The organism is Stenotrophomonas sp. T8 (assembly GCF_051853085.1).
In the GTDB taxonomy this organism is placed as follows: domain Bacteria; phylum Pseudomonadota; class Gammaproteobacteria; order Xanthomonadales; family Xanthomonadaceae; genus Stenotrophomonas; species Stenotrophomonas sepilia.
The window spans coordinates 4,128,009-4,150,140 of record NZ_CP195329.1 but is presented as its reverse complement, the minus strand read 5'-3'; the positions used below and the strand labels follow the sequence as shown (position 1 = coordinate 4,150,140).

The 22,132-nt window shown below is 66.5% G+C and carries 22 protein-coding genes; 10 read left to right on the top strand and 12 right to left on the bottom strand.

What is annotated here, in order from left to right; all coding sequences use genetic code 11:
• The first annotated feature begins 49 nt into the window (after positions 1-49).
• Positions 50-1,042 (top strand): patatin-like phospholipase family protein, encoded by a 993-nt coding sequence (locus ACSDHM_RS19165; RefSeq protein WP_088497219.1) that lies wholly within the window; start codon positions 50-52, stop codon positions 1,040-1,042.
• 39 nt (positions 1,043-1,081) lie between these two features.
• Here the strand turns inward: ACSDHM_RS19165 and ACSDHM_RS19160 are convergent, their stop codons facing one another.
• Positions 1,082-1,567: an Lrp/AsnC family transcriptional regulator gene (locus ACSDHM_RS19160; RefSeq protein ID WP_005411782.1), complete on the bottom strand. Its 486-nt coding sequence runs from the start codon at positions 1,565-1,567 to the stop codon at positions 1,082-1,084.
• Between the two features lie 125 nt (positions 1,568-1,692).
• Here ACSDHM_RS19160 and phhA point away from each other — a divergent pair, with 125 nt between their 5' ends.
• Complete coding sequence (phhA, locus tag ACSDHM_RS19155; RefSeq protein ID WP_053496712.1) at positions 1,693-2,586, top strand: phenylalanine 4-monooxygenase; 894 nt, start codon at positions 1,693-1,695, stop codon at positions 2,584-2,586.
• A gap of 105 nt (positions 2,587-2,691) precedes the next feature.
• Here the strand turns inward: phhA and ACSDHM_RS19150 are convergent, their stop codons facing one another.
• Positions 2,692-3,747 (bottom strand): LacI family DNA-binding transcriptional regulator, encoded by a 1,056-nt coding sequence (locus ACSDHM_RS19150; RefSeq protein ID WP_439426501.1) that lies wholly within the window; start codon positions 3,745-3,747, stop codon positions 2,692-2,694.
• A gap of 239 nt (positions 3,748-3,986) precedes the next feature.
• On the opposite strand from ACSDHM_RS19150, the gene ACSDHM_RS19145 reads away from it, so the two are divergent.
• The 4 genes from ACSDHM_RS19145 to ACSDHM_RS19130 all read left to right on the top strand — a co-directional run bounded on the left by ACSDHM_RS19145 (position 3,987) and on the right by ACSDHM_RS19130 (position 6,972).
• Positions 3,987-4,577 carry a cysteine dioxygenase family protein gene (locus ACSDHM_RS19145; protein WP_061480460.1) on the top strand — a complete coding sequence of 197 codons (591 nt, stop codon included), beginning with the start codon at positions 3,987-3,989 and terminating at the stop codon, positions 4,575-4,577.
• A 111-nt stretch (positions 4,578-4,688) separates the two neighbouring features.
• Positions 4,689-5,327 (top strand): bifunctional 4-hydroxy-2-oxoglutarate aldolase/2-dehydro-3-deoxy-phosphogluconate aldolase, encoded by a 639-nt coding sequence (gene eda, locus ACSDHM_RS19140; RefSeq protein ID WP_439426500.1) that lies wholly within the window; start codon positions 4,689-4,691, stop codon positions 5,325-5,327.
• 96 nt (positions 5,328-5,423) lie between these two features.
• On the top strand, positions 5,424-6,452 hold the full coding sequence (gene adhP, locus ACSDHM_RS19135; protein ID WP_438914993.1) for an alcohol dehydrogenase AdhP: 1,029 nt from the start codon (positions 5,424-5,426) through the stop codon (positions 6,450-6,452).
• Between the two features lie 127 nt (positions 6,453-6,579).
• Positions 6,580-6,972 carry a hypothetical protein gene (locus ACSDHM_RS19130; protein ID WP_072168781.1) on the top strand — a complete coding sequence of 131 codons (393 nt, stop codon included), beginning with the start codon at positions 6,580-6,582 and terminating at the stop codon, positions 6,970-6,972.
• 75 nt (positions 6,973-7,047) lie between these two features.
• Here ACSDHM_RS19130 and ligD read toward each other — a convergent pair whose 3' ends face one another.
• From ligD to ACSDHM_RS19115, 3 genes are all read right to left on the bottom strand, one after another.
• Positions 7,048-9,534: a DNA ligase D gene (gene ligD, locus ACSDHM_RS19125; protein ID WP_439426499.1), complete on the bottom strand. Its 2,487-nt coding sequence runs from the start codon at positions 9,532-9,534 to the stop codon at positions 7,048-7,050.
• 3 nt (positions 9,535-9,537) lie between these two features.
• On the bottom strand, positions 9,538-10,458 hold the full coding sequence (locus tag ACSDHM_RS19120; RefSeq protein ID WP_072168779.1) for a non-homologous end joining protein Ku: 921 nt from the start codon (positions 10,456-10,458) through the stop codon (positions 9,538-9,540).
• Positions 10,459-10,621: 163 nt separating this feature from the next.
• Positions 10,622-11,020 (bottom strand): hypothetical protein, encoded by a 399-nt coding sequence (locus ACSDHM_RS19115; protein WP_049413394.1) that lies wholly within the window; start codon positions 11,018-11,020, stop codon positions 10,622-10,624.
• A 146-nt stretch (positions 11,021-11,166) separates the two neighbouring features.
• Here ACSDHM_RS19115 and ACSDHM_RS19110 point away from each other — a divergent pair, with 146 nt between their 5' ends.
• Positions 11,167-11,511 (top strand): hypothetical protein, encoded by a 345-nt coding sequence (locus tag ACSDHM_RS19110; RefSeq protein ID WP_053496719.1) that lies wholly within the window; start codon positions 11,167-11,169, stop codon positions 11,509-11,511.
• Between the two features lie 155 nt (positions 11,512-11,666).
• Here the strand turns inward: ACSDHM_RS19110 and ACSDHM_RS19105 are convergent, their stop codons facing one another.
• On the bottom strand, positions 11,667-13,760 hold the full coding sequence (locus tag ACSDHM_RS19105) for a TonB-dependent receptor family protein (protein ID WP_088497842.1): 2,094 nt from the start codon (positions 13,758-13,760) through the stop codon (positions 11,667-11,669).
• A gap of 171 nt (positions 13,761-13,931) precedes the next feature.
• Between ACSDHM_RS19105 and ACSDHM_RS19100 the strand changes: the two genes are divergently transcribed.
• From ACSDHM_RS19100 to ACSDHM_RS19090, 3 genes are all read left to right on the top strand, one after another.
• Positions 13,932-15,134, top strand: coding sequence for an amino acid aminotransferase (locus ACSDHM_RS19100; RefSeq protein WP_053496721.1), 1,203 nt, complete (start codon positions 13,932-13,934; stop codon positions 15,132-15,134).
• A 345-nt stretch (positions 15,135-15,479) separates the two neighbouring features.
• Positions 15,480-16,496: a class 1 fructose-bisphosphatase gene (locus tag ACSDHM_RS19095; RefSeq protein WP_072168777.1), complete on the top strand. Its 1,017-nt coding sequence runs from the start codon at positions 15,480-15,482 to the stop codon at positions 16,494-16,496.
• Between the two features lie 108 nt (positions 16,497-16,604).
• A complete protein-coding gene (locus ACSDHM_RS19090) occupies positions 16,605-17,312 on the top strand; it encodes a 2OG-Fe(II) oxygenase (RefSeq protein WP_032957940.1) in 708 nt (235 codons plus the stop codon).
• Between the two features lie 55 nt (positions 17,313-17,367).
• Here the strand turns inward: ACSDHM_RS19090 and ACSDHM_RS19085 are convergent, their stop codons facing one another.
• From ACSDHM_RS19085 to ACSDHM_RS19060, 6 genes are all read right to left on the bottom strand, one after another.
• Positions 17,368-18,459 (bottom strand): PA0069 family radical SAM protein, encoded by a 1,092-nt coding sequence (locus ACSDHM_RS19085; RefSeq protein WP_072168776.1) that lies wholly within the window; start codon positions 18,457-18,459, stop codon positions 17,368-17,370.
• Positions 18,460-18,601: 142 nt separating this feature from the next.
• Entirely contained in the window at positions 18,602-19,345 is a 744-nt protein-coding gene (locus tag ACSDHM_RS19080) for a pyridoxine 5'-phosphate synthase (protein WP_088496505.1), read from the bottom strand.
• Positions 19,346-19,354: 9 nt separating this feature from the next.
• Positions 19,355-19,624: a hypothetical protein gene (locus ACSDHM_RS19075; RefSeq protein WP_049438866.1), complete on the bottom strand. Its 270-nt coding sequence runs from the start codon at positions 19,622-19,624 to the stop codon at positions 19,355-19,357.
• Positions 19,625-19,664: 40 nt separating this feature from the next.
• Positions 19,665-21,125: a cardiolipin synthase gene (gene cls, locus ACSDHM_RS19070; RefSeq protein WP_072168774.1), complete on the bottom strand. Its 1,461-nt coding sequence runs from the start codon at positions 21,123-21,125 to the stop codon at positions 19,665-19,667.
• Between the two features lie 158 nt (positions 21,126-21,283).
• Positions 21,284-21,697 carry an ExbD/TolR family protein gene (locus ACSDHM_RS19065; RefSeq protein ID WP_005411740.1) on the bottom strand — a complete coding sequence of 138 codons (414 nt, stop codon included), beginning with the start codon at positions 21,695-21,697 and terminating at the stop codon, positions 21,284-21,286.
• A gap of 3 nt (positions 21,698-21,700) precedes the next feature.
• Positions 21,701-22,126: an ExbD/TolR family protein gene (locus ACSDHM_RS19060; RefSeq protein ID WP_005421196.1), complete on the bottom strand. Its 426-nt coding sequence runs from the start codon at positions 22,124-22,126 to the stop codon at positions 21,701-21,703.
• Between the last annotated feature and the right edge of the window lie 6 nt (positions 22,127-22,132).

The following is a 22,132-nucleotide window of genomic DNA, read 5'->3' as shown; positions in this document are numbered from 1 at the left end:
CGGTATGCTGGCGCCCTTTCCTGAATCCGGCGCCGTGCGCGCACTGCCGATGAGCCTGTTCCGCCCCCGCATGCTGCTGTCTGTCGCCCTGATCGGCCTGCTGGCCGGCTGCGGTGGCGACCCGGTCCGCCCCACGCCGCCGCCGGCGCCGACCGTGGTCCCACAGGCCAAGCCGGTGAAGATCGGCATCGCCCTGGGCGGCGGCGCGGCCAAAGGCTTTGCCCATATCGGCGTGATCAAGATGCTGGAGGCCAACGGCTTCGAGCCGGCCGTGGTCGCCGGCACCAGCGCCGGCAGCGTGGTCGGCGCCCTGTATGCCAGCGGCATGGATGCCTTCCAGATGCAGAGCAGGGCCGTGGCGCTTGATGAAGCCAGCATCCGCGACGTTCGCCTGTTCTCCGGTGGCCTGGTGCAGGGCCAGAAGCTGCAGGACTACGTCAACGAACAGGTTGCCAACCGTCCTGCCGAGCGCCTGAAAAAGCCGTTCGCCGCCGTCGCCACCCAGCTGGAAACCGGCGAGCGCGCAATCTTCGTGCGCGGCAATGTCGGCCAGGCCGTGCGCGCGTCGAGCAGCATTCCCGGTGTGTTCGAGCCGGTGAAGATCGGCGGCCGCAGCTACATCGACGGTGGCGTGGTCAGCCCGGTACCGGTGGACGCTGCCCGCCAGCTCGGCGCCGACTTCGTGATCGCCGTCGACATCTCCAGCAAGGCCAGCGGCAAGGCGCCGACCGACATGCTGGGCATCGTCAACCAGTCCATCTCGATCATGGGCCAGCGCCTGGGCGAGCAGGAACTGGCGCGCGCCGACATCGTCATCCGCCCGAAGGTGCTGGACATCGGTGCCGCCGATTTCAGCCAGCGTGGCACCGCGATCCTGGAAGGCGAAAAGGCCGCGATGGCAGCGATGCCGCAGATCCGCGCGAAGATCCAGCAGCTGCAGCGCGCGCGCGCCGCAGCAGCCGCACCGGCACCGGTGGCCGCGCCGAAGTGCGAGGAAGCCTCGCGCCTGGGCAAGCTGATGGGCCGCAAGGACAAGTGCTGATCCATTGAAGCCAGGCCACCGGGCCCGCCCGGTGGTCGCTCAGGACTCCAGCTGCGACAGCGGCAACGCCTGGAAGCCCTTCACCGTGCGCAGCACGAAGCTGGAATTGGCATCGGCCACGCCACCGGCATTGAGCAGCCGGTCCAGCAGGAAGCGCGAGAAGTGCTCCAGGTCGCGCACGTACACGTGCAGCAGGTAGTCCATGTCGCCGGTCAGCGCGTGGCAGGCCACCACCTCGTCCCACGCCTGCACGCTGTCCACGAAGTGGCCGATGGCGGCCTGGTCGTGCTTTTCCAGCTGCACGCGCACGAAGGCCTGCAGGCCCAGCCGCAGCTGCCGTGGCTCCAGCCGCGCGCCATAGCCGACGATTACGCCCTCGCTTTCCAGCCGCTGCAACCGCCGCAGGCAGGCCGAAGGCGAGAGATTCACCCGCGCCGCCAGTTCGGCGTTGGTGGCGCGCCCATCCCGCTGGATTTCGGCCAGCAGGCGTATATCCGTGCGATCGAACTGGACTTCTCCGGCCATTGTTGCCCCGCAACATGGTGAGTACGCAAGGATATTGCGCCAACAAGGCCAATCGGCGCAACTTTTGCAACCCTGTTGCGCGTCCCCTGCCCTAGCATCGTGGGTATCCCATCCAGGAGTGCCGCATGGACCTCGCCCAGCCCCGCCGCGTCGAACACCAGCAGACCGACAAGGGCTACGTGCCGGTGTATACCACCGCGCTCGTCGAGCAGCCATGGGACACCTACAGCGCCGACGACCACGCAACCTGGAGCACGCTGTACCAGCGCCAGCGCGAGCTGCTGGTCGGCCGTGCCTGCCAGGAGTTCCTGGATGCGCAGGACGAAATGGGCATGAGCGCACACATGATTCCGCGCTTCGACCAACTCAACGAAGTGCTCGGCGCGGCCACCGGCTGGACCCTGGTCGGGGTTGAAGGCCTGTTGCCGGAACTGGATTTCTTCGACCATCTGGCCAACCGCCGTTTTCCGGTGACCTGGTGGATCCGCCGCCCGGACCAGATCGACTACATCGCCGAACCGGACCTGTTCCACGATCTGTTCGGCCACGTGCCGCTGCTGATGAACCCGGTGTTCGCCGACTACATGGAGGCGTACGGCCGCGGCGGCGTCAAAGCGCATGCGATCGGTCCGGATGCGCTGCAGAACCTGACCCGCCTGTACTGGTACACCGTGGAGTTCGGCCTGATCGACACGCCCGAGGGCCTGCGCATCTACGGTGCCGGCATTGTGTCGTCGAAGGGCGAGTCGCTGTACTCGCTGGAATCGGCCGCGCCCAACCGCATCGGCTTCGACCTGCAGCGGATCATGCGCACGAAGTACCGCATCGACACCTTCCAGAAGACCTACTTCGTCATCGACAGCTTCGAACAGCTCATGCAGGCGACCTCGCCGGACTTCACCCCGATCTACGCGGCACTGGCCAACCAGGCGCATCTGCCGGCCGGTGAAGTGCAGGGCGACGACCGCGTGTTCCAGAAGGGCACCGGCGAAGGCTGGGCCGACGGCGGCGACGTGTAAGCACACAACGCGCACGGCTTTGCACTGAAAACGGCGCACCTGGGTGCGCCGCTTTCGTTGTTGCCTGCCTGCGCCACTGCAGCGGCGCAGGCGAGGGCAGGACACTCAGCCATCCACGGCCCGGCAGGAACCGCGCACCATCAACTGCGGATGCACGCTGGCCGCGGTCGGTGCGTCGGGCACGTCGGCCTGGACCAGCATGGCGGCGGCGGTGCGGCCGATGTCGGAAACGTGGCGCCGCACCGACGTCAGCGGCGGCCACAGCCGCGATGCCAGCGGGCTGTCGTCGTAGCTGACGATCGACAACTGCTGCGGCACCGCGATGCCTGCACGCAATGCCACCTGGTACACGCCTGCGGCGATTTCGTCGTTGCCGGCGAAAATCGCACTGGGGCGTTGCTCGCCCATCAGCAGCCGTTCGGCGGCATGCACGCCGGACTCGAAGGTGTCGCCCGCTTCCAGTACGCGCTCGCCGGGCAGAGTCAGGCCGACCTGCGCCAGCCGATCAAGGAAACCATGCGTCCGTTCGCGCGCGGCACGCCGGTCACCCGGTCCGGCGATCACCGCAATGTCGCGGTGGCCAAGCGAAAGCAGGTAGCCCGCCGCAGCGGCAGCACCATCGCGGTCATGGGTGACCACGGCATGGTTCTCATCCTCCGAGGCATGCGCGTTGATGCGCACGTAGCGACAGTCGATGTCATCGAGCATCTGCGCCAGCGCAGCCGATTCGGACGCACGCGGCCCCAGGATCACGCCGTGCAGCTTCTGCTGCTGCACGAAACGGCGCACGCCCTGCGGGCATTCCGGATCCTGGCTGTCGCAGGGGTGCACCACCAGCTCATAGCCAGTGCTGCGCAGCGCGTCCAGCGCGCCGTGCTGCAGGTCGACAATGCATTGGGCACCCGGGTCGTCATACACCAGGCCGATCAGGAAGGAGCGGCGGAATGCCAGCCCGCGCGCGAGAGGATCGGGCACGTAACCGACCTCGCGCATCAACGCCTCGACCTTGTCGCGGGTGTCCTTGCGCACCAGCGGCGAGTTGTTGATGATTCTTGAAACCGTTTTCTTGGAAACTCCCGACAGTCGTGCGATGTCGTTGATCGTGGCAGCCTTGCCCTTCGATGCCGGCACCGCGGCATCGCTAATAGTTCGCACTGACATGTATAGAACCAGGTAAGTCGGAGAATTCTAGCCTTGCGCCCGTCGGGCGCGAAGTTGCGGAATGTCGCAGCGGATCTGAATCGTGTCGTGTTCGACAGGTTCTGCTGCGCAAGGTTCCATTGTGATCGCTCTACTGCGTCTGCATCTGAATCGTTCTTCCGCGCGTATTCACCTTGAATGCGGACGCGCCGCGCGCGAACGCCAACATTCCCTTAACCATGCTCCGCTACATTCGAGGCATGGACCTGCAGACTTCTCCGTTTCCGCCATTCCGCGGCCGCGACCGGTTGATCGCCGCAGTCGACGCGGCGATGAGCTCCGGTGATCCCGAGCGCATCACGACCGACCTGCAGCTGGCGCTGCAGGAAGCCATAACCGACAGCCGCATCGAGTTGCCCGAATGCGTGCATCGGCCGGTCAGCGATCACTACGCGCGACGTCCGCTGTACCACAGCCGCGAACACGGCTACAGCGTGATTGCCATGAGCTGGGGCCCAGGGCAGGGCACGCCGCTGCACGACCACGATGCCATGTGGTGTGTGGAGGGCGTGTGGTTGGGCGAGCTGGAGATCACCCGCTACGAGCTGCTGGAGTGCGCCGGCGAGCGCTGGCGCTTCCGCCGCCACGCCGCGCTGCGCGGGGGCTGCGGCAGTGCCGGCAGCCTGATCCCCCCGCATGAGTACCACACCCTGCGCAATGCCAGCGATGAGGCACTGGCGATCTCGGTACACGTGTACGAGGCGCAGATGGAGCGCTCGGCGGTGTTCGATCCGCTCGGTGGCGACTGGTACCAGCGCCGCATCCAGGCGCTGCAGGCCGACCCGGCCTGAATCCGGCGCGGTGCGGAGCAGGGCACCGTCGCGGTCCGCATGGCATCATGCGCCGCTGCGCTGCCGGCACCGGCAGCATCCGCGATGCCCTGGCGGGCAAGGAGCAAGACGATGTCCAGCGCTGATCCGCGCCTGCGCGCGCTGTTGAAGCTGGCACCGGTGATCCCGGTGTACACCCCCGAAGATGTGAATGAAGCGGTCGAAGTGGCCCAGGCGCTGTTCCGTGGCGGGCTGCCGGTGATCGAGGTGACCCTGCGCACGCCGCAGGCGCTGGATGCGATCAAGGCCATGGTCGGGGCCGTGCCGGACGCGGTGATCGCTGCCGGCACCGTACTCAACGCCGCGCAGATGCAGGCGGCGAAGCAGGCCGGTGCGCGTTTTGCCGTTTCCCCCGGTGCCACGCCGGCACTGTATGCGGCCGCGCGTGATGCCGACCTGCCGTACCTGCCCGGTGCTGCCACCGCTTCGGACCTGATCCAGGGCCTGGAGCACGGCGCGGACACCTTCAAGTTCTTCCCGGCCGTGCAGGCCGGCGGCGCCGCGCTGCTGGCCGCCTGGCACGGCCCGTTCGCCGATGTGCGCTTCTGCCCGACCGGCGGCATCAGCGCGCAGACCGCGCCGCAGTTCCTGCACCTGCCCAACGTGCTGTGCGTGGGCGGTTCGTGGCTGACCACCCCGGCGCTGCTGCAGACCCGCGACTGGGACGCCATCGAGCGCCTGGCCCGCGAGGCCTCGGTGCTGGCCAGCTGAACCTGCTTCGCGGATCTTCAAAGGTTTGATCGTGATCAAAGCGCCGGTCTCGCGCCGGCGTCATTCTGTGGGCAAGCGCACTACGGAGATCCGAACATGAATTCCACCATGAAGGCCGCTGTCGTGCGTGAGTTCGGCAAGCCACTGGTGATCGAGGAAGTCTCGGTACCGCGCCCGGGGGCGGGCGAGGTACTGGTCAAGATCGAGGCTTGTGGCGTCTGCCACACCGACCTGCACGCCGCCGAGGGCGACTGGCCGGTGAAACCGAACCCGCCGTTCATCCCCGGCCACGAGGGCGTGGGGCACGTCGTGGCCGTGGGAGGCGGGGTAGGGCACGTCAAGGAAGGCGACAGGGTCGGCATCCCCTGGTTGTACTCGGCGTGTGGTCATTGCGAACACTGCCTGGGTGGCTGGGAAACGCTGTGCGAGACGCAGCGCAACACCGGCTACTCGGTCAACGGCGGCTTCGCCGACTACGCACTGGCCGATGCCAACTATGTCGGCCTGCTTCCGAAGGACGTGGGCTTCGTCGAGATCGCGCCAGTGCTGTGCGCCGGCGTGACCGTCTACAAGGGACTGAAGGTCACCGACACCAAGCCCGGTGACTGGGTGGCGATTTCCGGCATCGGTGGCCTGGGCCACATGGCCGTGCAGTACGCCCGCGCGATGGGCCTGAACGTGGCCGCGGTGGACGTGGACGACACCAAGCTGGCACTGGCCCGCCAGCTGGGCGCGCAGGTCACCGTCAACGCGCGCACCACCGACCCGGCCGCGTTCCTCAGGAAGGAAATCGGCGGCGCCCACGGTGCACTGGTCACCGCGGTATCGCCGAAGGCGTTCGAGCAGGCGCTGGGCATGGTGCGCCGTGGCGGCACTGTCTCGCTCAATGGCCTGCCGCCCGGCAACTTCCCGCTGGACATCTTCGGCATGGTGCTCAACGGCATCACCGTGCGCGGCTCGATCGTCGGTACCCGCCTGGACCTGCAGGAATCGCTGCAGTTCGCCGCCGACGGCAAGGTCGCGGCCACGGTCAGCACCGACCGCCTGGAAAACATCAACGACGTGTTCGCGCGCATGCATGCGGGCACCATCGAAGGCCGCGTGGTGCTCGACTTCGCTGCCTGACCGCCTGTGCATGGCCGCCGTCGCTCCGTCCCCCTCTCCCACGGACGCGGCGGCCATGCCGATTCATCGGTAGTGCCGGCCGCTGGCCGGCAACGCGGGCACTCTGTGGCCGCCGTACAATGCGCGCATGCCCGCCCTGCTCAAGACCCTGTTCCTGTCCATCGTCGCCCTGATCGGCGGCGTGCTGTCGCTTGCGCTGGTCAGCAGCGTCGCCAGCTGGCTGCCACCGTTGCTGGGCCTGTCGCCGGACAACAACAGCGTGCAGCTGGGCTGGGATCTCACCTTCAGCGTGCTCGGTGGCATCGCCGGGGTTTCCTTTGCCACCTATTACGCGCCCTGCTGGCCGCGATCGCACGGCTTCTCGATCTGGTCGCTGGTCGCGCTGGGCTGTGGCTACGCCATGTGGACGGCGGGTGCGGATTTCCCGTTCTGGTTCGTCATTTCACTGCTGGCGTCACTGCCGTTGCAACTGCTGGCCGGCTGGTGGTTCGGCCGTCGTCCCTCGCGCGATCCAAGGTGATGCCGCCCCTGTAGAGCCGAGCCCGTGCTCGGCTTTCATGCACATCGGCACAGGCAGCCGAGCATAGGCTCGGCTCTACAGGTCCATGCGCGGCAACGTCTGCTTCAGCCGCGCGATGCCGTGCCAAGGGTCCGCCTTCAGGCGCTTCGCGCGCGCCAGCGCCTTGCCCATGGAAAATGCGTCGGCGGCACTGATACGAGCCAGTTCATCCCAGCGCAGCGGTACTGCCACACCGGCGGAATCGCGCGCACGCAACGACCACGAACACACACTGGTGGCACCCCGCGTATTGCGCAGCCAGTCGATGAAAATGACGCCGCCACGCTTGGCCTTGCTCATTGTGGCCACGTAGCGGTCCGGCGCCCGCTCCGCCATCGCCCGGGCGAACGCCTCACAGAACGCCTTGGCCTGTTCCCAGTCGGCCTTGGGCCGCAGCGGCACCACCACGTGCACGCCCTTGCCACCGGACAGCCGCACGAAACTCTTCAGGCCGACTTCCTGCAGGTGGTCACGGACATCACGCGCAGCGGCTTTCACCTCCGCCCAGCCCACCCCTTCACCGGGATCTAGATCGAACACCAGGCGATCCGGGTGCTCGGGATCGGCCACGGTCGCGCCCCACGGATGCAGCTCCAGGGTGTTCATCTGCACCAGTTGCAGCAGGCCCCGCACATCGTCGATGTAGACGTAGTCCTCGCGGCCGCTCTTCTGCTGCAGGGGCACCGCGTGCACGGCATCCCCCAGGCCGGGGCCATGGTGCTTCTGGAAGAAGCAGTCCTTGCCCACGCCATCCGGGCAGCGCAGCAGTGACAAGGGCCGCCCGGCAATTTCGGGCAGAATCCAGCGCGCCATGCGCTGGTAGTAGTCCGCCACATCGCCCTTGCTGAGCTTCTGCCTTGGGAACACCACCCGCTCCGGATGGGTTATCTGGACCTCGCCCCCGGCTTCAGCACTCGATATGGCCACTCCCAGGTCCTCCTTCTGCTTGTCGATGCGCAGCCGCTTGAAACTGGCCTGGCGCAGCAGGCCTTCCTTGCCCCAGCCACGGAAGGCCACTTCCGCCACCGTCACCGGCTTCACCCAGCGAACGCTGGCGGCGCGGAACGGCACATGCGCCGGCAGCTGCAGCACAGGCGTCTTCACCGCCAACGGCTGCAGCGCCTTGTGCAGCGCGCGCAGGCTCTCGTCGTCGAAGCCGGTGCCGACCCGCCCCACATAGCGCAATCCGCCGTTGTCCGGCGTGGCGAGAAGCAGCGAGCCGAACCCTACCCGGGAGCCCTTCGGTGCCGTGTAGCCGACAATCACGAACTCGTCGGTGTCTTCATGCTTCACCTTCACCCAGCTGCGTGCACGGGTGTTCACGTAGGGCGCATCCACCTGCTTGCTGACGATACCTTCGAATCCCGCCTTGCCGCTGGCATCGAATACCTGCGGGCCATGGTCGATCACGTGCTCGCTGAAGGCCAGGGTTCCGGGCGTGGGTCCGATGAGATCCTTCAGCAGCGCCTTGCGCTCCAGCAGCGGTGAACGACTGATGTCCACGCCGGCCACACCCGGCAGATCGAACACGATGTAGCGCAACGGTTGCTTCGAACTCCCGTCGATCACACGCTGCAGCGCGGCGAAGTCGCTGCGCCCCTGCTTGTCCAGCACCACCAGCTCGCCGTCCAGGCGCGCATCCCGCACCGGCAGTGCCTGCACGGCCTGTACCACCTCGGGGAAATCACCGGTCCAATCCAGGCCGTTGCGGGAGCGCAGCGTCACCTTGCCTTCGTGCAGATCGGCCAGCAGGCGATAGCCATCCCACTTGATCTCATGCAACCAGCGCGCGCCGTCCGGTGCACTGTCGCGATGATCGGTCAACTGTGGCTTGAAGGCGCGCGGGTAGGGCGTGTCACGCGCGCCGTCCAGGTTCAGCGCTCGCGCATGCCAACGCGCATCGGCCTTGCGGGTCGCCGATCGTGCAGCCGGTGCGGCGCGCGTCGACTTGCCCACCGTGCGCTTGCTCACTGCGGATGTGCGTTTCGGCATGGGGGATTGGAGTAGATCATCTGCTTCGGCATCACGCGCTTCCCCGTCGTCGCGTTTGATCAACAACCACTGTACCTGGCGTCCCTTCATCGCTGTGCGCACCAGCTTCCAGCCGCCAGCCAGGCGTTGCCCATGCAGCACGAAGTCGATCTTTCCCGCTGCCAGTGCCTGCAGTGGATCGCCTTCGCAGGCCCATGTGCCGTGATCGAAGACCTCCACGTGGCCAGCGCCGTAGTGGCCTTCGGGAATATCTCCTTCGAAGCCGGCGTAGGACAGCGGATGGTCTTCCACTTCCACGGCCAGCCGCTTGTCACCAACGCGAAGCGAAGGACCCTTCGGCACCGCCCAGCTTTTCAGCACACCGTCCATCTCAAGGCGGAAGTCATAGTGCCGCGAAGTGGCATGGTGCAGCTGTATGACAAAGATCGGCCGCCGCTTCGGGTTGCCGTGTGCGGGCGTGTCGTCAGGTTCCGGTGTCTGCCCGGCGCCACCGCCGAGCCGGCGCTTGCGCCGGTACTGGTGCAGCGACATGGCTCAGCCTGCCTTGCGCCGGGGTGCGGACTTCTTTGCAGCCTTCTTCGTTGTCTTCTTTGCGGCTTTCTTTACCGTCGGCTTTGCGGCTGCCTTGCGCGCCGCGGCCTTCTTTGCCGGCGTCCGCTTGTTCGCATCCAGGCTCTTCTGCAGCAGTGCCATGAAATCGACCACGTTGGTGCTGGCGTCCTCACGCGGTGCAGGTTCATCCTCCACCCGTGTGGTACCGCCCTTGGACTTGATACGCTTGTTCAGCACCTGCTGCAGGCGCTCGCGGAATTCGTCGTGGTACTGCGACGGATCCCAATCACCGGACATCGACTCGATCAACTGCTCGGCCATCGCCGTTTCCCTGCTGCTGATGCGGTAATCGGCGAGCTTTCCGGTGGGCAGTTTGTAATCTTCGGGATCCACCAGTTCCTGCGGATAGCGCAGGATCATCAGCACCAGCGCGTCCGCATGCGGCATCACCGCGCACAGGTATTCGCGGGTACGCACCACCACCCGGGCGATGCCCACCTTGCCGGTACTGCGCAATGTCTCGCGCAGCAGTACGTAGCCCTTTTCGGCCTTCTTGCCGGGCACCAGCAGGTAGGGTTTCTCGTAGTAGCGCGGGTCGATCTGCGCGGCATCCACGAACGATTCCACCTCCACCGCTTCGTGGCTTTCCGGTGCCGCAGACCGGATATCGCCTTCCTCCAGCACGACATAGCTGCCCTTGTCGTACTCATAGGCTTTGACGATGTCCTTCCATGGCACTTCCTCGCCGGTATCGGCGTTGACCCGCTCGAAGCGGATCGGCTTGCGGTCGCGGGAGTCGAGCATGCGGAACTGCAGATCGACCTTGCGTTCGCCTGACATCAGCGACACCGGCACGTTGAGCAGGCCAAACGACAGCGTGCCGGTCCAGATCGGGCGGGCCATGGGCGTACCTTTGGCGGGGCAGGGCATCCAGCTTCGGATGGGCGGTGTAAACCACCCGTGTCGATACCGTGCACGTGGGTTCTACGGAGAACGGCAGTGCCGGCTGCGGGCCGGCAGAGCTCGCGGCCTGAAGTTTCCTGGGGTTGCCGGCCAGCGGCCGGCACTACTGCAGCAACGGCCTCACCGCCACCGCAGGAATATGATCCAGCGCGCGCCAAGCGTCTTCCACCACCGGCCGTGCCTGCGACCAGCTCAACCGCGACTGCCCGCGCATCTGTTCCCAGTGTTCGGCCAGTTCCTCACAGGTATCCGCGGCATCACCGCGCGGCCAGTCCGCAGCGTGGGTGGTCAATGCGAAGGCATAGACCGGGCATAGATCGCGCCAGTTGCGGTGGTTCTGCCCGCGACGCTCTTCGTAGTCGCTGAGCATGTACTGCAGGTAGTCCTGCGCCACCGCCTGCGGATCTTCATGGCGGCGCGTGCGGCGTTGTGCGGTGCGCTGGCCGAGCGGATCGAGCAGGGCGTTGAACACGGACGGTGCGGGTCGTTCAAGACGGGGCATGACCGGCTCCTGCAGCGGGGGCGGGTGGGCAGGAATACGCGCGGTGCCGTTACCGGGGGGTGAGCGAGATGTTCATGACGCCGGGTTCGCGGCGGCTTTACCTGTGGCGCGGTGTAGTGGGAGCCCCGAGCGCAGGTAGCCAGACCATGAGCCGAGAGAATTCCCGAGACCCGTTGCGGGAAAACCACCCGCCCATTCCCGGTGAACAGCGCGGCAAGCGCGATGCCGACAATGCCGACTACCGCGGCACCGGCGCACCTTTCTACGACGCCGAGCACGGTGGCGACCATCTGCCGGTGAAGCACGAGGCTGAACAGGCCGCCCAGGACCGCAAGGATGGCGGCGACCGCCATCGCGGCGGCCAGGAAAGCCCGCTCAAGCGTCGCGAACGCAAGCAGCGCGCCAGCGACAACCAGGACGAGGCGCTGGAGGAGACCTTCCCGGCCAGCGACCCGACCTCGCCGTTCGTACCAGCCAAGGCGCCCGACTGACGGGTAGTGCCGGCCCCTGGCCGGCAACCCCCTGACGCCCTGCGCGGCGCGATGCCGGCCAGGGCCCCCGATTTACGGGTAGTGCCGGCCGCTGGCCGGCAACCTCCTGACGTCGTGCACGGCGCGATGCCGGCCAGCGGCCGGCACTACCCCTTTCAGCGCCACGACCATTGCAGGCCGACGTTGGCTCGCCGTCCCGGTCCCGGTTCGTAGAAGCGCCCGTTGCCGTCGTTGACGATCACCGAGCCGATGTAGGCCTGGTCCAGCACGTTCTCCAGCCGGGCGAAGGCGCGCAGCTCGCCACCTGGCAGTGTCCAGAAACGACCGGCCTCCAGGTTCAGCAACGCGTAGCCCGGCGCCCGCTCCGTGGCCACGTCGTTGACCAGGGTATCGGTGCTGGCGGCGGCCTCCAGCGCCCACTGCCAGTCGGCCGGGGTCCACTGCAGCCGGGCAAGCGCCTGCTGGCGCGGTACCCCGGGCAGGCGGCTGCCGGCGGAAACCCAGGTGTTCGAGGTCAGGTACGGCGCACGCACCTGCGCCTGCAGCCAGGTCCAGGCCACCTGCAGTTCCAACTGCTCTGCCAACGGCTGCCGGTAGCGCAGTTCCACGCCCTGGCGGCGGGTGCGGCCGATGTTGCGATAGGTGCTGCGTCCGCCGATGTTGCTGGCAACTGCTAACTCATCGTCGGTATCTGCGCGGAACAGGCTGATATCGAGCTGGGTTCCGTCCTGTGCATGCCATTTGCTGCCCACCTCCAGGCTGCGGCTGCGCGCCGCCGCCAGATCCAGCGCCAGTCCCGCCTGGCCGTCGGCGCGATACCCCAGCTCGTTGAAGGTGGGCGTCTCGAAGCCACGGCCCACCGCCGCGTGCAGTCGCCACTGCGGGCTGGCCTCGAAGCTGATTCCGGCCACCGGCGTGGTGGCCTGGTAGCGGCGGTGGCCGCTGTCGTCCGGGTTGCGGGCGGTGATGTAGCGATCGTCGGATTCGAAGCGCACGGCGCTGTGACGCACGCCAGCCAGCAATGACCAGCGTGGACTCCACTGCCACCACGCCTGGGCGAACTGATCGACGTTCTGCACGGTGTCGATCTGGTCTCTGCGCAGCCGCCCACGCACGCCGAGAGCGCTGCCGATGAAGTTCTCGTAGCCGGTGCGATGCTGGCGCTGGCGGTCGGCGCTGAGCCCGGCCACCAGATCCAGCGGTCGGCCGGCGAGGTCGCCGTGCCAGCCCCAGCGCGCGTCCAGCCCGCCATAGCCGCCCTCCAGGTCGATCACCCCGCCGGCATGCAACGGGCTGTTGGTCTGAGCTGCCGGCGGGATCGGCAGGTACTGGCGTACCGCGCGCTGGCCGGCATAGCCCATCAGCTGCCAACGCTGCGCCCCGGTTTCACGGGTCCAGCGCAGGCCGGCCTGCTGCTGGCGCACCGATTTGCGGGTGTTGTACTGGTGCGCCACGGCGGTGGCCTGGCGCGGATCGGCCGCCACCTGGGTACGGCTCAGGCCCAGCGGGTCCTGCGCATCGGGGGCATCGAAGGCATTGAGCAGCAGCTCCAGCCGCCCCCCGCCGAGATCGCCACCGATACGCGCAGCGAGCGATTCGCGGCGGGCACGGCTGTGGTCGCGCCAGCCCTCAGTGCGGAAGTGATTGGCGGCGATGTTGTAATCCAGAACACGGCCGGCACCCTTCAGTTGCGCGCCGACGCTGAGCGTGTTGTCGGCACCCGCGTTCACGCGCAACCGCCACGGGTCGCCGGCCTGGCCCTGTGCGCTCCAGACCTGCAGCACGCCGCCGGAGGAATTGCCGTACAGCGCCGAGAACGGCCCGCGCAGCACGTCGATCCGTTCGGCACCGAGCAGGCTGGCATGCGACAGCTGGCCCTGTCCGTCGGGCATGGTCGCCGGCACCCCGTCGATCAACACCCGCACCCCACGCACACCGAAGGTCGAGCGCGCACCAAAACCACGGATCGACAGCTGGGTGTCCTGCGCGAAGTTCTGGCGATCACGGGCGACCAGGCCCGGGACCCCGGCCAACGCCTCGGACAGCTGTGCGCCGGCGCCGGGACGCGCGGCGTCGATCCAGACCGTGTCCTGGCTGGCCGGCAGCGCGAACGGGTCGATGCCGGGCACGCGTGCGGCCTGCACCTGCACGCTGGGCAGGGCGGTCGGCGCGGGCCCGGCCACGGCCGCCCAGGGCGACAGCAGCAGGATGGACAACGGCAGGCAATGGCGGCGTGCGGCGGGATTCATGATTCAGGTTGATGGATCAGGCGGCAACGCACGCCATGGTACGGGGCCACGCATGACGATGGCGGCGGCCAGCCCCGGCAGGCTTTGTTACGATGGGCTGTTTCCGGCTGCAAGGCCGCAGACCGCGTAGCGCACTTCCTCCCCCTTTCCGTCTACCGAACGAGTACCGCCGTGTCCTTCTTTGCAAACGTGGAACTGGTCCCAGGCGACCCGATCCTGGGCCTGACCGAGGCGTACAACGCCGACAGCCGCCCGACCAAGGTCAACCTGGGTGTGGGCATCTACTACGACGAGAGCGGCCGCATCCCGCTGCTGCGCGCCGTCAAGCAGATCGAGCAGCAGCTTGCCGCTGACGCCAAACCGCGCGGCTACCTGCCGATCGATGGCCTGCCGGCATACACGCAGGCCACGCGAGAGCTGGTGTTCGGCAAGGACTCGCCGCTGCTGGCCGCCGGCCGCGTCACCACCGCACAGACCGTCGGTGGCAGCGGTGCGCTGCGCGTCGGCGCCGACGTGCTGAAGAAGCTGCTGCCGCACGCCACCGTGGCGCTGAGCAACCCGAGCTGGGAGAACCACCGTGCGGTATTCAGCGCGGCCGGTTTCGAGGTGCTGGATTACACCTATTTCGACCCGGCCAGCCATGGCGTCGACTTCAACGGCATGCTGGCCGACCTCGGCAAGCTGGAAGCCGGCACCGTAGTGCTGCTGCACGCCTGCTGCCACAACCCCACCGGTGCCGACCTCACGGTCAGCCAGTGGAAGCAGGTCGCGCAGCTGCTGAAGGACAAGCAGCTGTTCCCCTTCATCGACATGGCCTACCAGGGCTTCGACAAGGGCATCGAGCAGGATGGCGCCGCCGTGCGCATCATCGCCGAAGCCGGCATCGACAGCTTCATCGTCGCCAACTCGTACTCCAAGTCGTTCTCGCTGTATGGCGAGCGCGTGGGTGCGTTGTCGATGGTGGCGCCGACCGCTGCTGACGCCAAGGCCGTGCAGTCGCAGGTCAAGCGCGTGATCCGCACCATCTACTCCAGCCCGTCCACCCACGGTGCTGCGCTGGTGGCCGGCGTGCTGACCAATCCGGAACTGCGCGCGATGTGGGAGCAGGAGCTGACCGAGATGCGCGAGCGCATCCACGCCCTGCGCCAGGGCCTGGTCGAAAAGCTGGCCGCTGCCGGTGCGCCGCAGTTCGGCTTCATCAACGAACAGGCCGGCATGTTCTCCTACTCGGGCCTGAGCCGTGAGCAGGTCGAACGCCTGCGCGACGAGTTCGGCATTTACGCCGTCGGCACCGGCCGCATCTGCGTGGCCGCGCTGAACCAGAACAACCTGGAATACGTCGCCAAGGCCGTGGCCACCGTCGCCAAGGGCTGAAACAAGGCTGCAGTGGTTTGACAACAAAGGCGCCGAAAGGCGCCTTTGTTTTTGCTTCTGCTTTGCCTCTGCCTTTGCCACACCCTCCGCGCTCGCGGCGAACCCTGAAGCGCAGGGCGAGGTACACCGTGGCCAGGACCGTGAGGCGCATGGATGCGCCGACCGAGCCCCCATGGATGGGTTTACGGCGTGTCCTGGCCACGGTGTACCTCGCCCTGTGCCTCAATGAAGGAAGGCGCCACGAGCACAACGCATCTGGAAACGATTACGCCTTCCCGCGCTCACGCACGCCCCCGCCAGACGGGCGACAATAGGCGTTTTCCCGCTGCCGAGACCTGCCCGCCCATGTCCCGTACTTCGTTGACCCGCTTCCTGATCCAGGAACAGCACGCCGGCCGCATCAACGCCGACCTGCGCCAGCTGATCGCGGTCGTCGCCCGCGCCTGCACCAGCATCTCCATCGCCGTCAGCAAGGGCGCCCTCGGTGGCGTGCTCGGCGACGCCGGCACCGGCAACGTGCAGGGCGAAGCGCAGAAGAAGCTGGACGTCATCAGCAACGAGATCCTGCTCGAAGCCAATGCCTGGGGTGGCCACCTTGCCGCCTGCGCCTCGGAGGAAATGGACCACAGCCAGCCGGTGCCGGACATCTATCCGCGCGGTGATTTCCTGCTGCTGTTCGACCCCCTCGATGGCAGCTCCAACATCGACGTCAACGTCTCCGTCGGCACCATCTTCTCGGTGCTGCGCTGCCCGACCAACGTCGAGCTGCCGGGCGATGACGCCTTCCTGCAGCCGGGCAGCAAGCAGATCGCCGCTGGCTACTGCATCTACGGGCCCAGCACCCAGCTGGTGCTGACCGTCGGCCACGGCACGCACGCCTTCACTCTGGACCGCGAGAAGGGCGAGTTCGTGCTGACCACCGAGAACATGCAGATTCCGGCGGCCACCCAGGAATTCGCCATCAACATGTCCAACCAGCGTCACTGGGAAGCGCCGATGCAGGCCTACGTCAGTGATCTGCTGGCCGGCAAGGAAGGCGCGCGCGGCAAGAACTTCAACATGCGCTGGATCGCCAGCATGGTGGCCGACGTGCATCGCATCCTGACCCGCGGCGGCATCTTCATCTACCCGTGGGACAAGAAGGATCCGTCCAAGGCCGGCAAGCTGCGCCTGATGTACGAAGCCAACCCGATGGGCCTGCTGGTCGAACAGGCCGGCGGCGCCGCCTGGACCGGCCGCGAGCGCATCCTCGACATCCAGCCCGACCAGCTGCACCAGCGCGTGCCGGTGTTCCTGGGTTCGCGCGAGGAAGTGGCCGAAGCGGTGCGTTACCACCACGCGCACGACGACGCGAAGGGCTGACGGCTCGACGCCTGACGGCGGTCATGGCAGTTCGATGACATGACCGCAGGGTGACACCGAGGGCGGCAAACGGCACCATCAAGCCGTTGCCGCCGAAGGAATGCACGCATGCACGAGCAGGGCCCGGTCGATTTCATCGAGGTCATCCACAACGCCGTCCCCAGTGAGGTCTGCGCGGCCATCGTCGAGCGCATGCGTGCCACGCGTGGCCTGCTGCCCGGTGCGGTGGGCAGTGGCGTGTTCCCGGAACTCAAGCACAGCAAGGATCTGCGCATCAGTGGCCTGGACGGCTGGCAGGATGTTGATCAGCAGCTGCAGATTGCGGTGTTCAACGGCCTGCTGACTTATCTACGCCGTTATCCACAGGCGTTGATTGCCCCGCTGATGTTGCAGATCCAGGACAGCAATGGCCAACCGCGACGCCTGTCTGCCGAGGACTTCCCCGACATGCCGCAACAGCAGCTGGCCGACCTGGCCCGCACCTGCCTGCGTCCGGGCGCGATCAACCTGCAGTGGTATGCCGCGGGCGAGGGTGGCTACCCGTACTGGCACTGCGAGCTGTACCCGAAGGATGCGCAGGCCGAGACCCTGCACCGGCACGTGCTGTGGACGCTGTACCTCAATGACGACTTCGACGAAGGCGAAACCGAGTTCCTGTTCCAGGGGCGGAAGATCGCGCCGCGCACCGGTAGCCTGCTGATTGCGCCGACGGCGTTCACCCACACCCATCGCGGCAATCGGCCACAGGGTGGCGACAAGTTCATCGCCACCAGCTGGATCCTGTTCCAGAGTGCGCAGAAGTTGTTTGGCGGGTGATCCCGAGCTGCTCGTCGGCCTTGATGTAGAGTCGAGCCATGCTCGACTGATGGCCTCAGAACAACGACCCCTGCGGCGAATCCTTCTTCGGCGGCAGCGGCTTCTGGAACCGGCTGCAATCCAGCTTCGGCCAATGGCTGTTCTGCGCATTGAATCCCAACCGCTTGCGCGCCAGCTTGAAGCGGTTGTTCAGCAGATCGGCATACACACCCTGGCCGCGCATGCGGGTGCCGAACTGGCTGTCGTAGTCCTTGCCACCACGCAGCTGCTGGATGGTACTCATCACGTGCGCGGCGCGATCGGGATGATGGGTATCGAGCCAGTCGCGGAACAGTGGCGCCACTTCCAGCGGCAGGCGCAGCAGCACGTAGCCTGCGGTACTGGCGCCGGCATCGTGCGCAGCCTCCAGCACCGCTTCAAGTTCGCTGTCGTTGATCCACGGAATCACCGGCGCCAGCATGACTCCCACCGGGATACCCGCGTCATGCAGGCGCTTCATCGCGCGCAACCGTGCATGGGGTGCTGATGCGCGCGGTTCCAGCTTCGCGGAAAGATGCGGGTCCAGCGAGGTCACCGAGAAATGCACACTGACCAGGTTCTCCGCCGCCAGCGGCGCGAGCAGATCGATGTCGCGCTCGACCAGTGCGTTCTTGGTGATCAGCGAGAAAGGATGCCTGGTTTCCAGCATCACTTCGATCAGCTGGCGGGTCAGCTTGAACTTGCGCTCGATCGGCTGATACGCATCGGTGTTGATGCCCAGCGCGATCGGCTGCGGCACGTAACCGGGTTTCGACAGTTCCTTGCGCAGCAGCTGAGGCGCATTGGTCTTGGCGAACAGCTTGGTCTCGAAGTCCAGGCCAGGTGACAGGTTCAGATAGGCATGGGAAGGGCGCGCGAAGCAGTAGGAACACCCATGCTCACAACCGCGGTACGGATTCACCGACTGGCTGAAGCCGACGTCTGGCGAAGTGTTGCGGGTGATGATGCTGCGCGCGGTCTCGGCGCGCACCTCGGTGCGCAGGCGCGGCGCGAGGAACTCCTCGCTCTCATCGACCGCCCAGCCGTCGTCCACCGCCTCGCTGACGGTGCTTTCGAAGCGCCCAGCAAGGTGGGACGTGGAACCTCGGCCCTTGATCGCAATACCCATTGCGGCAGGGTACGTCGCCGCCGTCTCAATGGCTGCGACGGCTGTCTGAAGGGTTCAGGGCAAGTCTGAGCCGAGCGTGGGTTCGGCTCTACAGTGGATACGGATACCTTGTAGAGCCGAGCCTACGCTCGGCTGCAATGCATCAAAGCAGCGCCAAGTACCCGCGCACGGTGGCATCCAGCCCGTCATACAGTGCCTCGCCGATCAGCGCGTGGCCGATCGACACCTCCAGCACGTCCGGCACCTGGGCCAGGAAGTCGCGGAGGTTGCCCTGTGACAGGTCATGGCCGGCATTCACTCCCAGCCCCACTGCATGCGCCCGCCGCGCCGCAGTGGCGAACAGTTCGAGCATTGCCGCAGCGTCGCCCGCCGCATGCGCCTCTGCGTAGGGGCCGGTGTACAGCTCGATGCGGTCGGCACCGACCTCGGCGGCCTGCTCCAGCAACGGGTTGCCCGCATCAACGAACAGGCTGACCCGGCAGCCCATCGCCTTCAGTTCCGCAATCAACGGGCGCAAGCGCTCGGCGTCGCGTTCGAAGTCGAAACCGTGGTCGGAGGTGATCTGGCCATCGCCGTCGGGCACCAGGGTGGCCTGCGCCGGACGGGTCTGTTCGCACAGCGGCAGCAGCCCCGGGTACCCCTCGCGCGGCGGCGCAAATGGATTGCCCTCGATGTTGAATTCCACGCCACGCGCGCGGGTCAACGTGGACAGGGCCAGCACGTCCTCGGCGGTGATGTGGCGGCGGTCCGGCCGCGGATGCACGGTGATGCCATGCGCGCCGGCATCCAGGCAGGCCTGGGCGGCGCGCACCACGTCCGGTTCGGCACCGCCGCGCGAATTGCGCAGGACGGCGATCTTGTTGACGTTGACGCTGAGCTGGGTCATGGAACGGAACTACTTGGAAAGAGGGGACGGATCGTTGTCGTTGGCGTCATCGTTGCGGCGCGCCTGGGCCTGCTCGCGCAGGCGGCGCAGTTCCTCGGCATCGATCAGGGTGGCCGGGTCGCGCTGCAGGTCGCCGAAACGGGCCACGTAACGACCGCGTACCCAGGCCAGCAGGAAGGCGAGCGCCGCCAGCAGGCACAGGGTCATCAACCCTGCGCTTGGGGTCTTCAGCGCGAAGGCAAAGCAGCCCAGCGCCAGCAGCAGGTACAACCAGTACATAGTCGGGCTCCCCGGATGATCGCCGCAGTGTAGCGCTGCGTCAGAGAAGCGGCGAGGCCAGCCGGGCGAAGGCCTCGGGCAGGCGGTGCAGCCACAGCGAGCGCCCGGCCTGGTCATGCACCCGCGTGGCGCGATCGAATTCACCCTGCAGCAGCTCGGCCAGGGCTGCCACGCGGTCCCGGTCGCTGATCATCATCGACAGCTCGAAGTTCAGGCGGAAGCTGCGGTGGTCGAAGTTGGCACTGCCGACAATGCAGACGTCGTCGTCGGCGATGAACGCCTTGGTGTGCAGCATGCGCGGGCCGTACTCGTAGATCTTCACGCCGGCATGCAACAGCTCGTCGAAGTACGAGCGCGCGGCCTGGGTGACGAACCACGAATCGCTCATTTTCGGTACCAGCAGGCGCACGTCCAGGCCGCCCAGCGCGGCCGAAGTCAGCGCCATCCGCGCCGCTTCACCCGGCACGAAATAGGGCGTCACCAGCCACACCCGCTCGTGCGCTTCCTGGATGGCGGCGACGTGCAGCCGGTGGATCGTCTCCCAGCCCGAATCCGGGCCGGAGACCAGTACCTGCGCGTTGATCGCGCCATCCCCGCGCAGCGGCATATCGGCCGGCCACAAGCGGGCGATATCCATCCGCGAGGGTTCCTGGCCACTGGCGTAGAGCCAGTCCTCGGCGAACACCAGCTGCAGACTGCGCACCACATGACCGCGGATGCGCATGTGCAGGTCGCGATAGGCGTCGGGCCTGCGGCTTTCGTCTTCCTCGTCGGTGATGTTGATGCCGCCAGTGAAGGCCAGGCGGCCATCGACAATAACCAGCTTGCGGTGCGTGCGCAGGTTCAGCCACGGGCGCTTGAACGGTTTCAGCAGCTGACGTGGGTGGAACCAGATCGCTTCACCGCCAGCCTCGAGCAGGGGCTGCAGGAAACGGCGGGGCAGGGCGGAGGAGCCCACCGCATCCAGCAGCAGGCGCACCTGCACACCGGCACGTGCGCGCTCGACCAGGGCATCGCGCAGGGCGGTGCCTGCGTGATCCGGATTGAAGATGTAGTACTCCAGATGGATGTGATCGTGCGCCTGTGCAACGGCCTCCAGCAAGGCCGCGTAGGTCGCCGCACCGTCCACCAGCCAGGTCACTTCGGTGGCACTGCTTGGGGCCAGTCCGGTCGTGGCCTGGGCCACCTTGGCCAGTTCGGTGCAGTCCGAATCGGGCGGGCAGACATCGCTGTAGTGCTCCATGCCCGAGCGTGCACGGCCACGACGCAGCCGTTGCCGCTTCACCTTCTGCGGGCCCAGCAGGTAGTAGATGAAGAGCCCGAGATAGGGGAGCAGTGCCAACGAAAGGATCCAGCTCAGCGTGGCCACCGGCTCGCGCTTCTGCAGCATGATCCAGCCCGCCAGCGCGAACAGGTACAGCAGGTAAGCCACCGCCATGATCGTGCCGAGGTGGGCGATACCGTCGAGCCAATGGCGCAGGGAATCGAAGAGGGCAAGCATGCGCCGATCATAGCGGGCGCGTGCTCCCTGATGGGGTCAGATCCCTTTTCCTGCCAAAAAGGGATCTGACCCCGACTGCATCCCACAAACAAAAAAAACGCCCCTGTCTCCAGGGGCGTCTGCAGTCGCGTCATGACTGTTGTGTTGCGGTGTCGCGTTTACTGCTGCACAAAACCGATCTTCTTCATCTGAGCGTTCTTCGCGGCGGCCAGAACCTTGGCCATCACGTCGTACTCGGAATCCGGGCTGGCGTCGATGCGCAGTTCCGGCTGGTTGGTCGGGTCACGCTGGACCTCCTGCTCCATCCGCTGCTGCAGCTCGCTGGTATTGATCGGGCTGTTGTTCCACGAGACCTGGTTGCTGGCGTCGATCTTCAGTTCGATCGGCGGCGGCGGTTCGACCAGCTGCGGCGGTGGGTTGAGCACGCGCTGCGGCAGGTCCACGGCGATCGGGTACGTCATGATCGGCGCGGTCACGATGAAGATGATCAGCAGAACCAGCATCACGTCCACGAGGGGCGTGACGTTGATGTCTGCCATGGGGCCCTTGCCACCACCACTACTGAATGCCATGGCTTATTGCCCCTTTTCTTTGGTCGCAACGAAGCCGACGTCCAGCATGCCCTGTTCCTGCGCGACCTTGGTCAGGTCGTTGATGACGCGCATCTTGGTGGTGCGGTCACCACGCAGGTTCAGCGGCGGCTGCGGGGTCTGCTGTGCGGCGGTCGCCAAGCGGGACTCGAGAGTCTGCTTGTTGATTTCTTCGTCGTTCCAGTAGATCGAGCCGTCTTCCTTGACTGCCAGCGTGATCGGGTTGGGACGCTTTTCAGCATCTTCCGGCTTCTGGATCAGGTTGGCTTCCGGCAGATCCACCTTGACCTTGTGGGACATCAGGGGCGCCGTGATGATGAAGATGATCAGCAGCACCAGCATCACGTCCACGAGGGGCGTAACGTTGATGTCGGCCATGGGGCCGCCGCTGTTACCACTACTGAAAGCCATAACGGG

Excerpts from the sequence above, each read along its gene's own strand:
- ACSDHM_RS19165 (WP_088497219.1), top strand. The coding sequence starts at position 50 with ATGAGCCTGTTCCGCCCCCGCATGCTGCTGTCTGTCGCCCTGATCGGC.
- ACSDHM_RS19160 (WP_005411782.1), bottom strand. The coding sequence starts at position 1,567 with ATGGCCGGAGAAGTCCAGTTCGATCGCACGGATATACGCCTGCTGGCC.
- phhA (WP_053496712.1), top strand. The coding sequence starts at position 1,693 with ATGGACCTCGCCCAGCCCCGCCGCGTCGAACACCAGCAGACCGACAAG.
- ACSDHM_RS19150 (WP_439426501.1), bottom strand. The coding sequence starts at position 3,747 with ATGTCAGTGCGAACTATTAGCGATGCCGCGGTGCCGGCATCGAAGGGC.
- ACSDHM_RS19145 (WP_061480460.1), top strand. The coding sequence starts at position 3,987 with ATGGACCTGCAGACTTCTCCGTTTCCGCCATTCCGCGGCCGCGACCGG.
- eda (WP_439426500.1), top strand. The coding sequence starts at position 4,689 with ATGTCCAGCGCTGATCCGCGCCTGCGCGCGCTGTTGAAGCTGGCACCG.
- adhP (WP_438914993.1), top strand. The coding sequence starts at position 5,424 with ATGAATTCCACCATGAAGGCCGCTGTCGTGCGTGAGTTCGGCAAGCCA.
- ACSDHM_RS19130 (WP_072168781.1), top strand. The coding sequence starts at position 6,580 with ATGCCCGCCCTGCTCAAGACCCTGTTCCTGTCCATCGTCGCCCTGATC.
- ligD (WP_439426499.1), bottom strand. The coding sequence starts at position 9,534 with ATGTCGCTGCACCAGTACCGGCGCAAGCGCCGGCTCGGCGGTGGCGCC.
- ACSDHM_RS19120 (WP_072168779.1), bottom strand. The coding sequence starts at position 10,458 with ATGGCCCGCCCGATCTGGACCGGCACGCTGTCGTTTGGCCTGCTCAAC.
- ACSDHM_RS19115 (WP_049413394.1), bottom strand. The coding sequence starts at position 11,020 with ATGCCCCGTCTTGAACGACCCGCACCGTCCGTGTTCAACGCCCTGCTC.
- ACSDHM_RS19110 (WP_053496719.1), top strand. The coding sequence starts at position 11,167 with ATGAGCCGAGAGAATTCCCGAGACCCGTTGCGGGAAAACCACCCGCCC.
- ACSDHM_RS19105 (WP_088497842.1), bottom strand. The coding sequence starts at position 13,760 with ATGAATCCCGCCGCACGCCGCCATTGCCTGCCGTTGTCCATCCTGCTG.
- ACSDHM_RS19095 (WP_072168777.1), top strand. The coding sequence starts at position 15,480 with ATGTCCCGTACTTCGTTGACCCGCTTCCTGATCCAGGAACAGCACGCC.
- ACSDHM_RS19090 (WP_032957940.1), top strand. The coding sequence starts at position 16,605 with ATGCACGAGCAGGGCCCGGTCGATTTCATCGAGGTCATCCACAACGCC.
- ACSDHM_RS19085 (WP_072168776.1), bottom strand. The coding sequence starts at position 18,459 with ATGGGTATTGCGATCAAGGGCCGAGGTTCCACGTCCCACCTTGCTGGG.
- ACSDHM_RS19080 (WP_088496505.1), bottom strand. The coding sequence starts at position 19,345 with ATGACCCAGCTCAGCGTCAACGTCAACAAGATCGCCGTCCTGCGCAAT.
- ACSDHM_RS19075 (WP_049438866.1), bottom strand. The coding sequence starts at position 19,624 with ATGTACTGGTTGTACCTGCTGCTGGCGCTGGGCTGCTTTGCCTTCGCG.
- cls (WP_072168774.1), bottom strand. The coding sequence starts at position 21,125 with ATGCTTGCCCTCTTCGATTCCCTGCGCCATTGGCTCGACGGTATCGCC.
- ACSDHM_RS19065 (WP_005411740.1), bottom strand. The coding sequence starts at position 21,697 with ATGGCATTCAGTAGTGGTGGTGGCAAGGGCCCCATGGCAGACATCAAC.
- ACSDHM_RS19060 (WP_005421196.1), bottom strand. The coding sequence starts at position 22,126 with ATGGCTTTCAGTAGTGGTAACAGCGGCGGCCCCATGGCCGACATCAAC.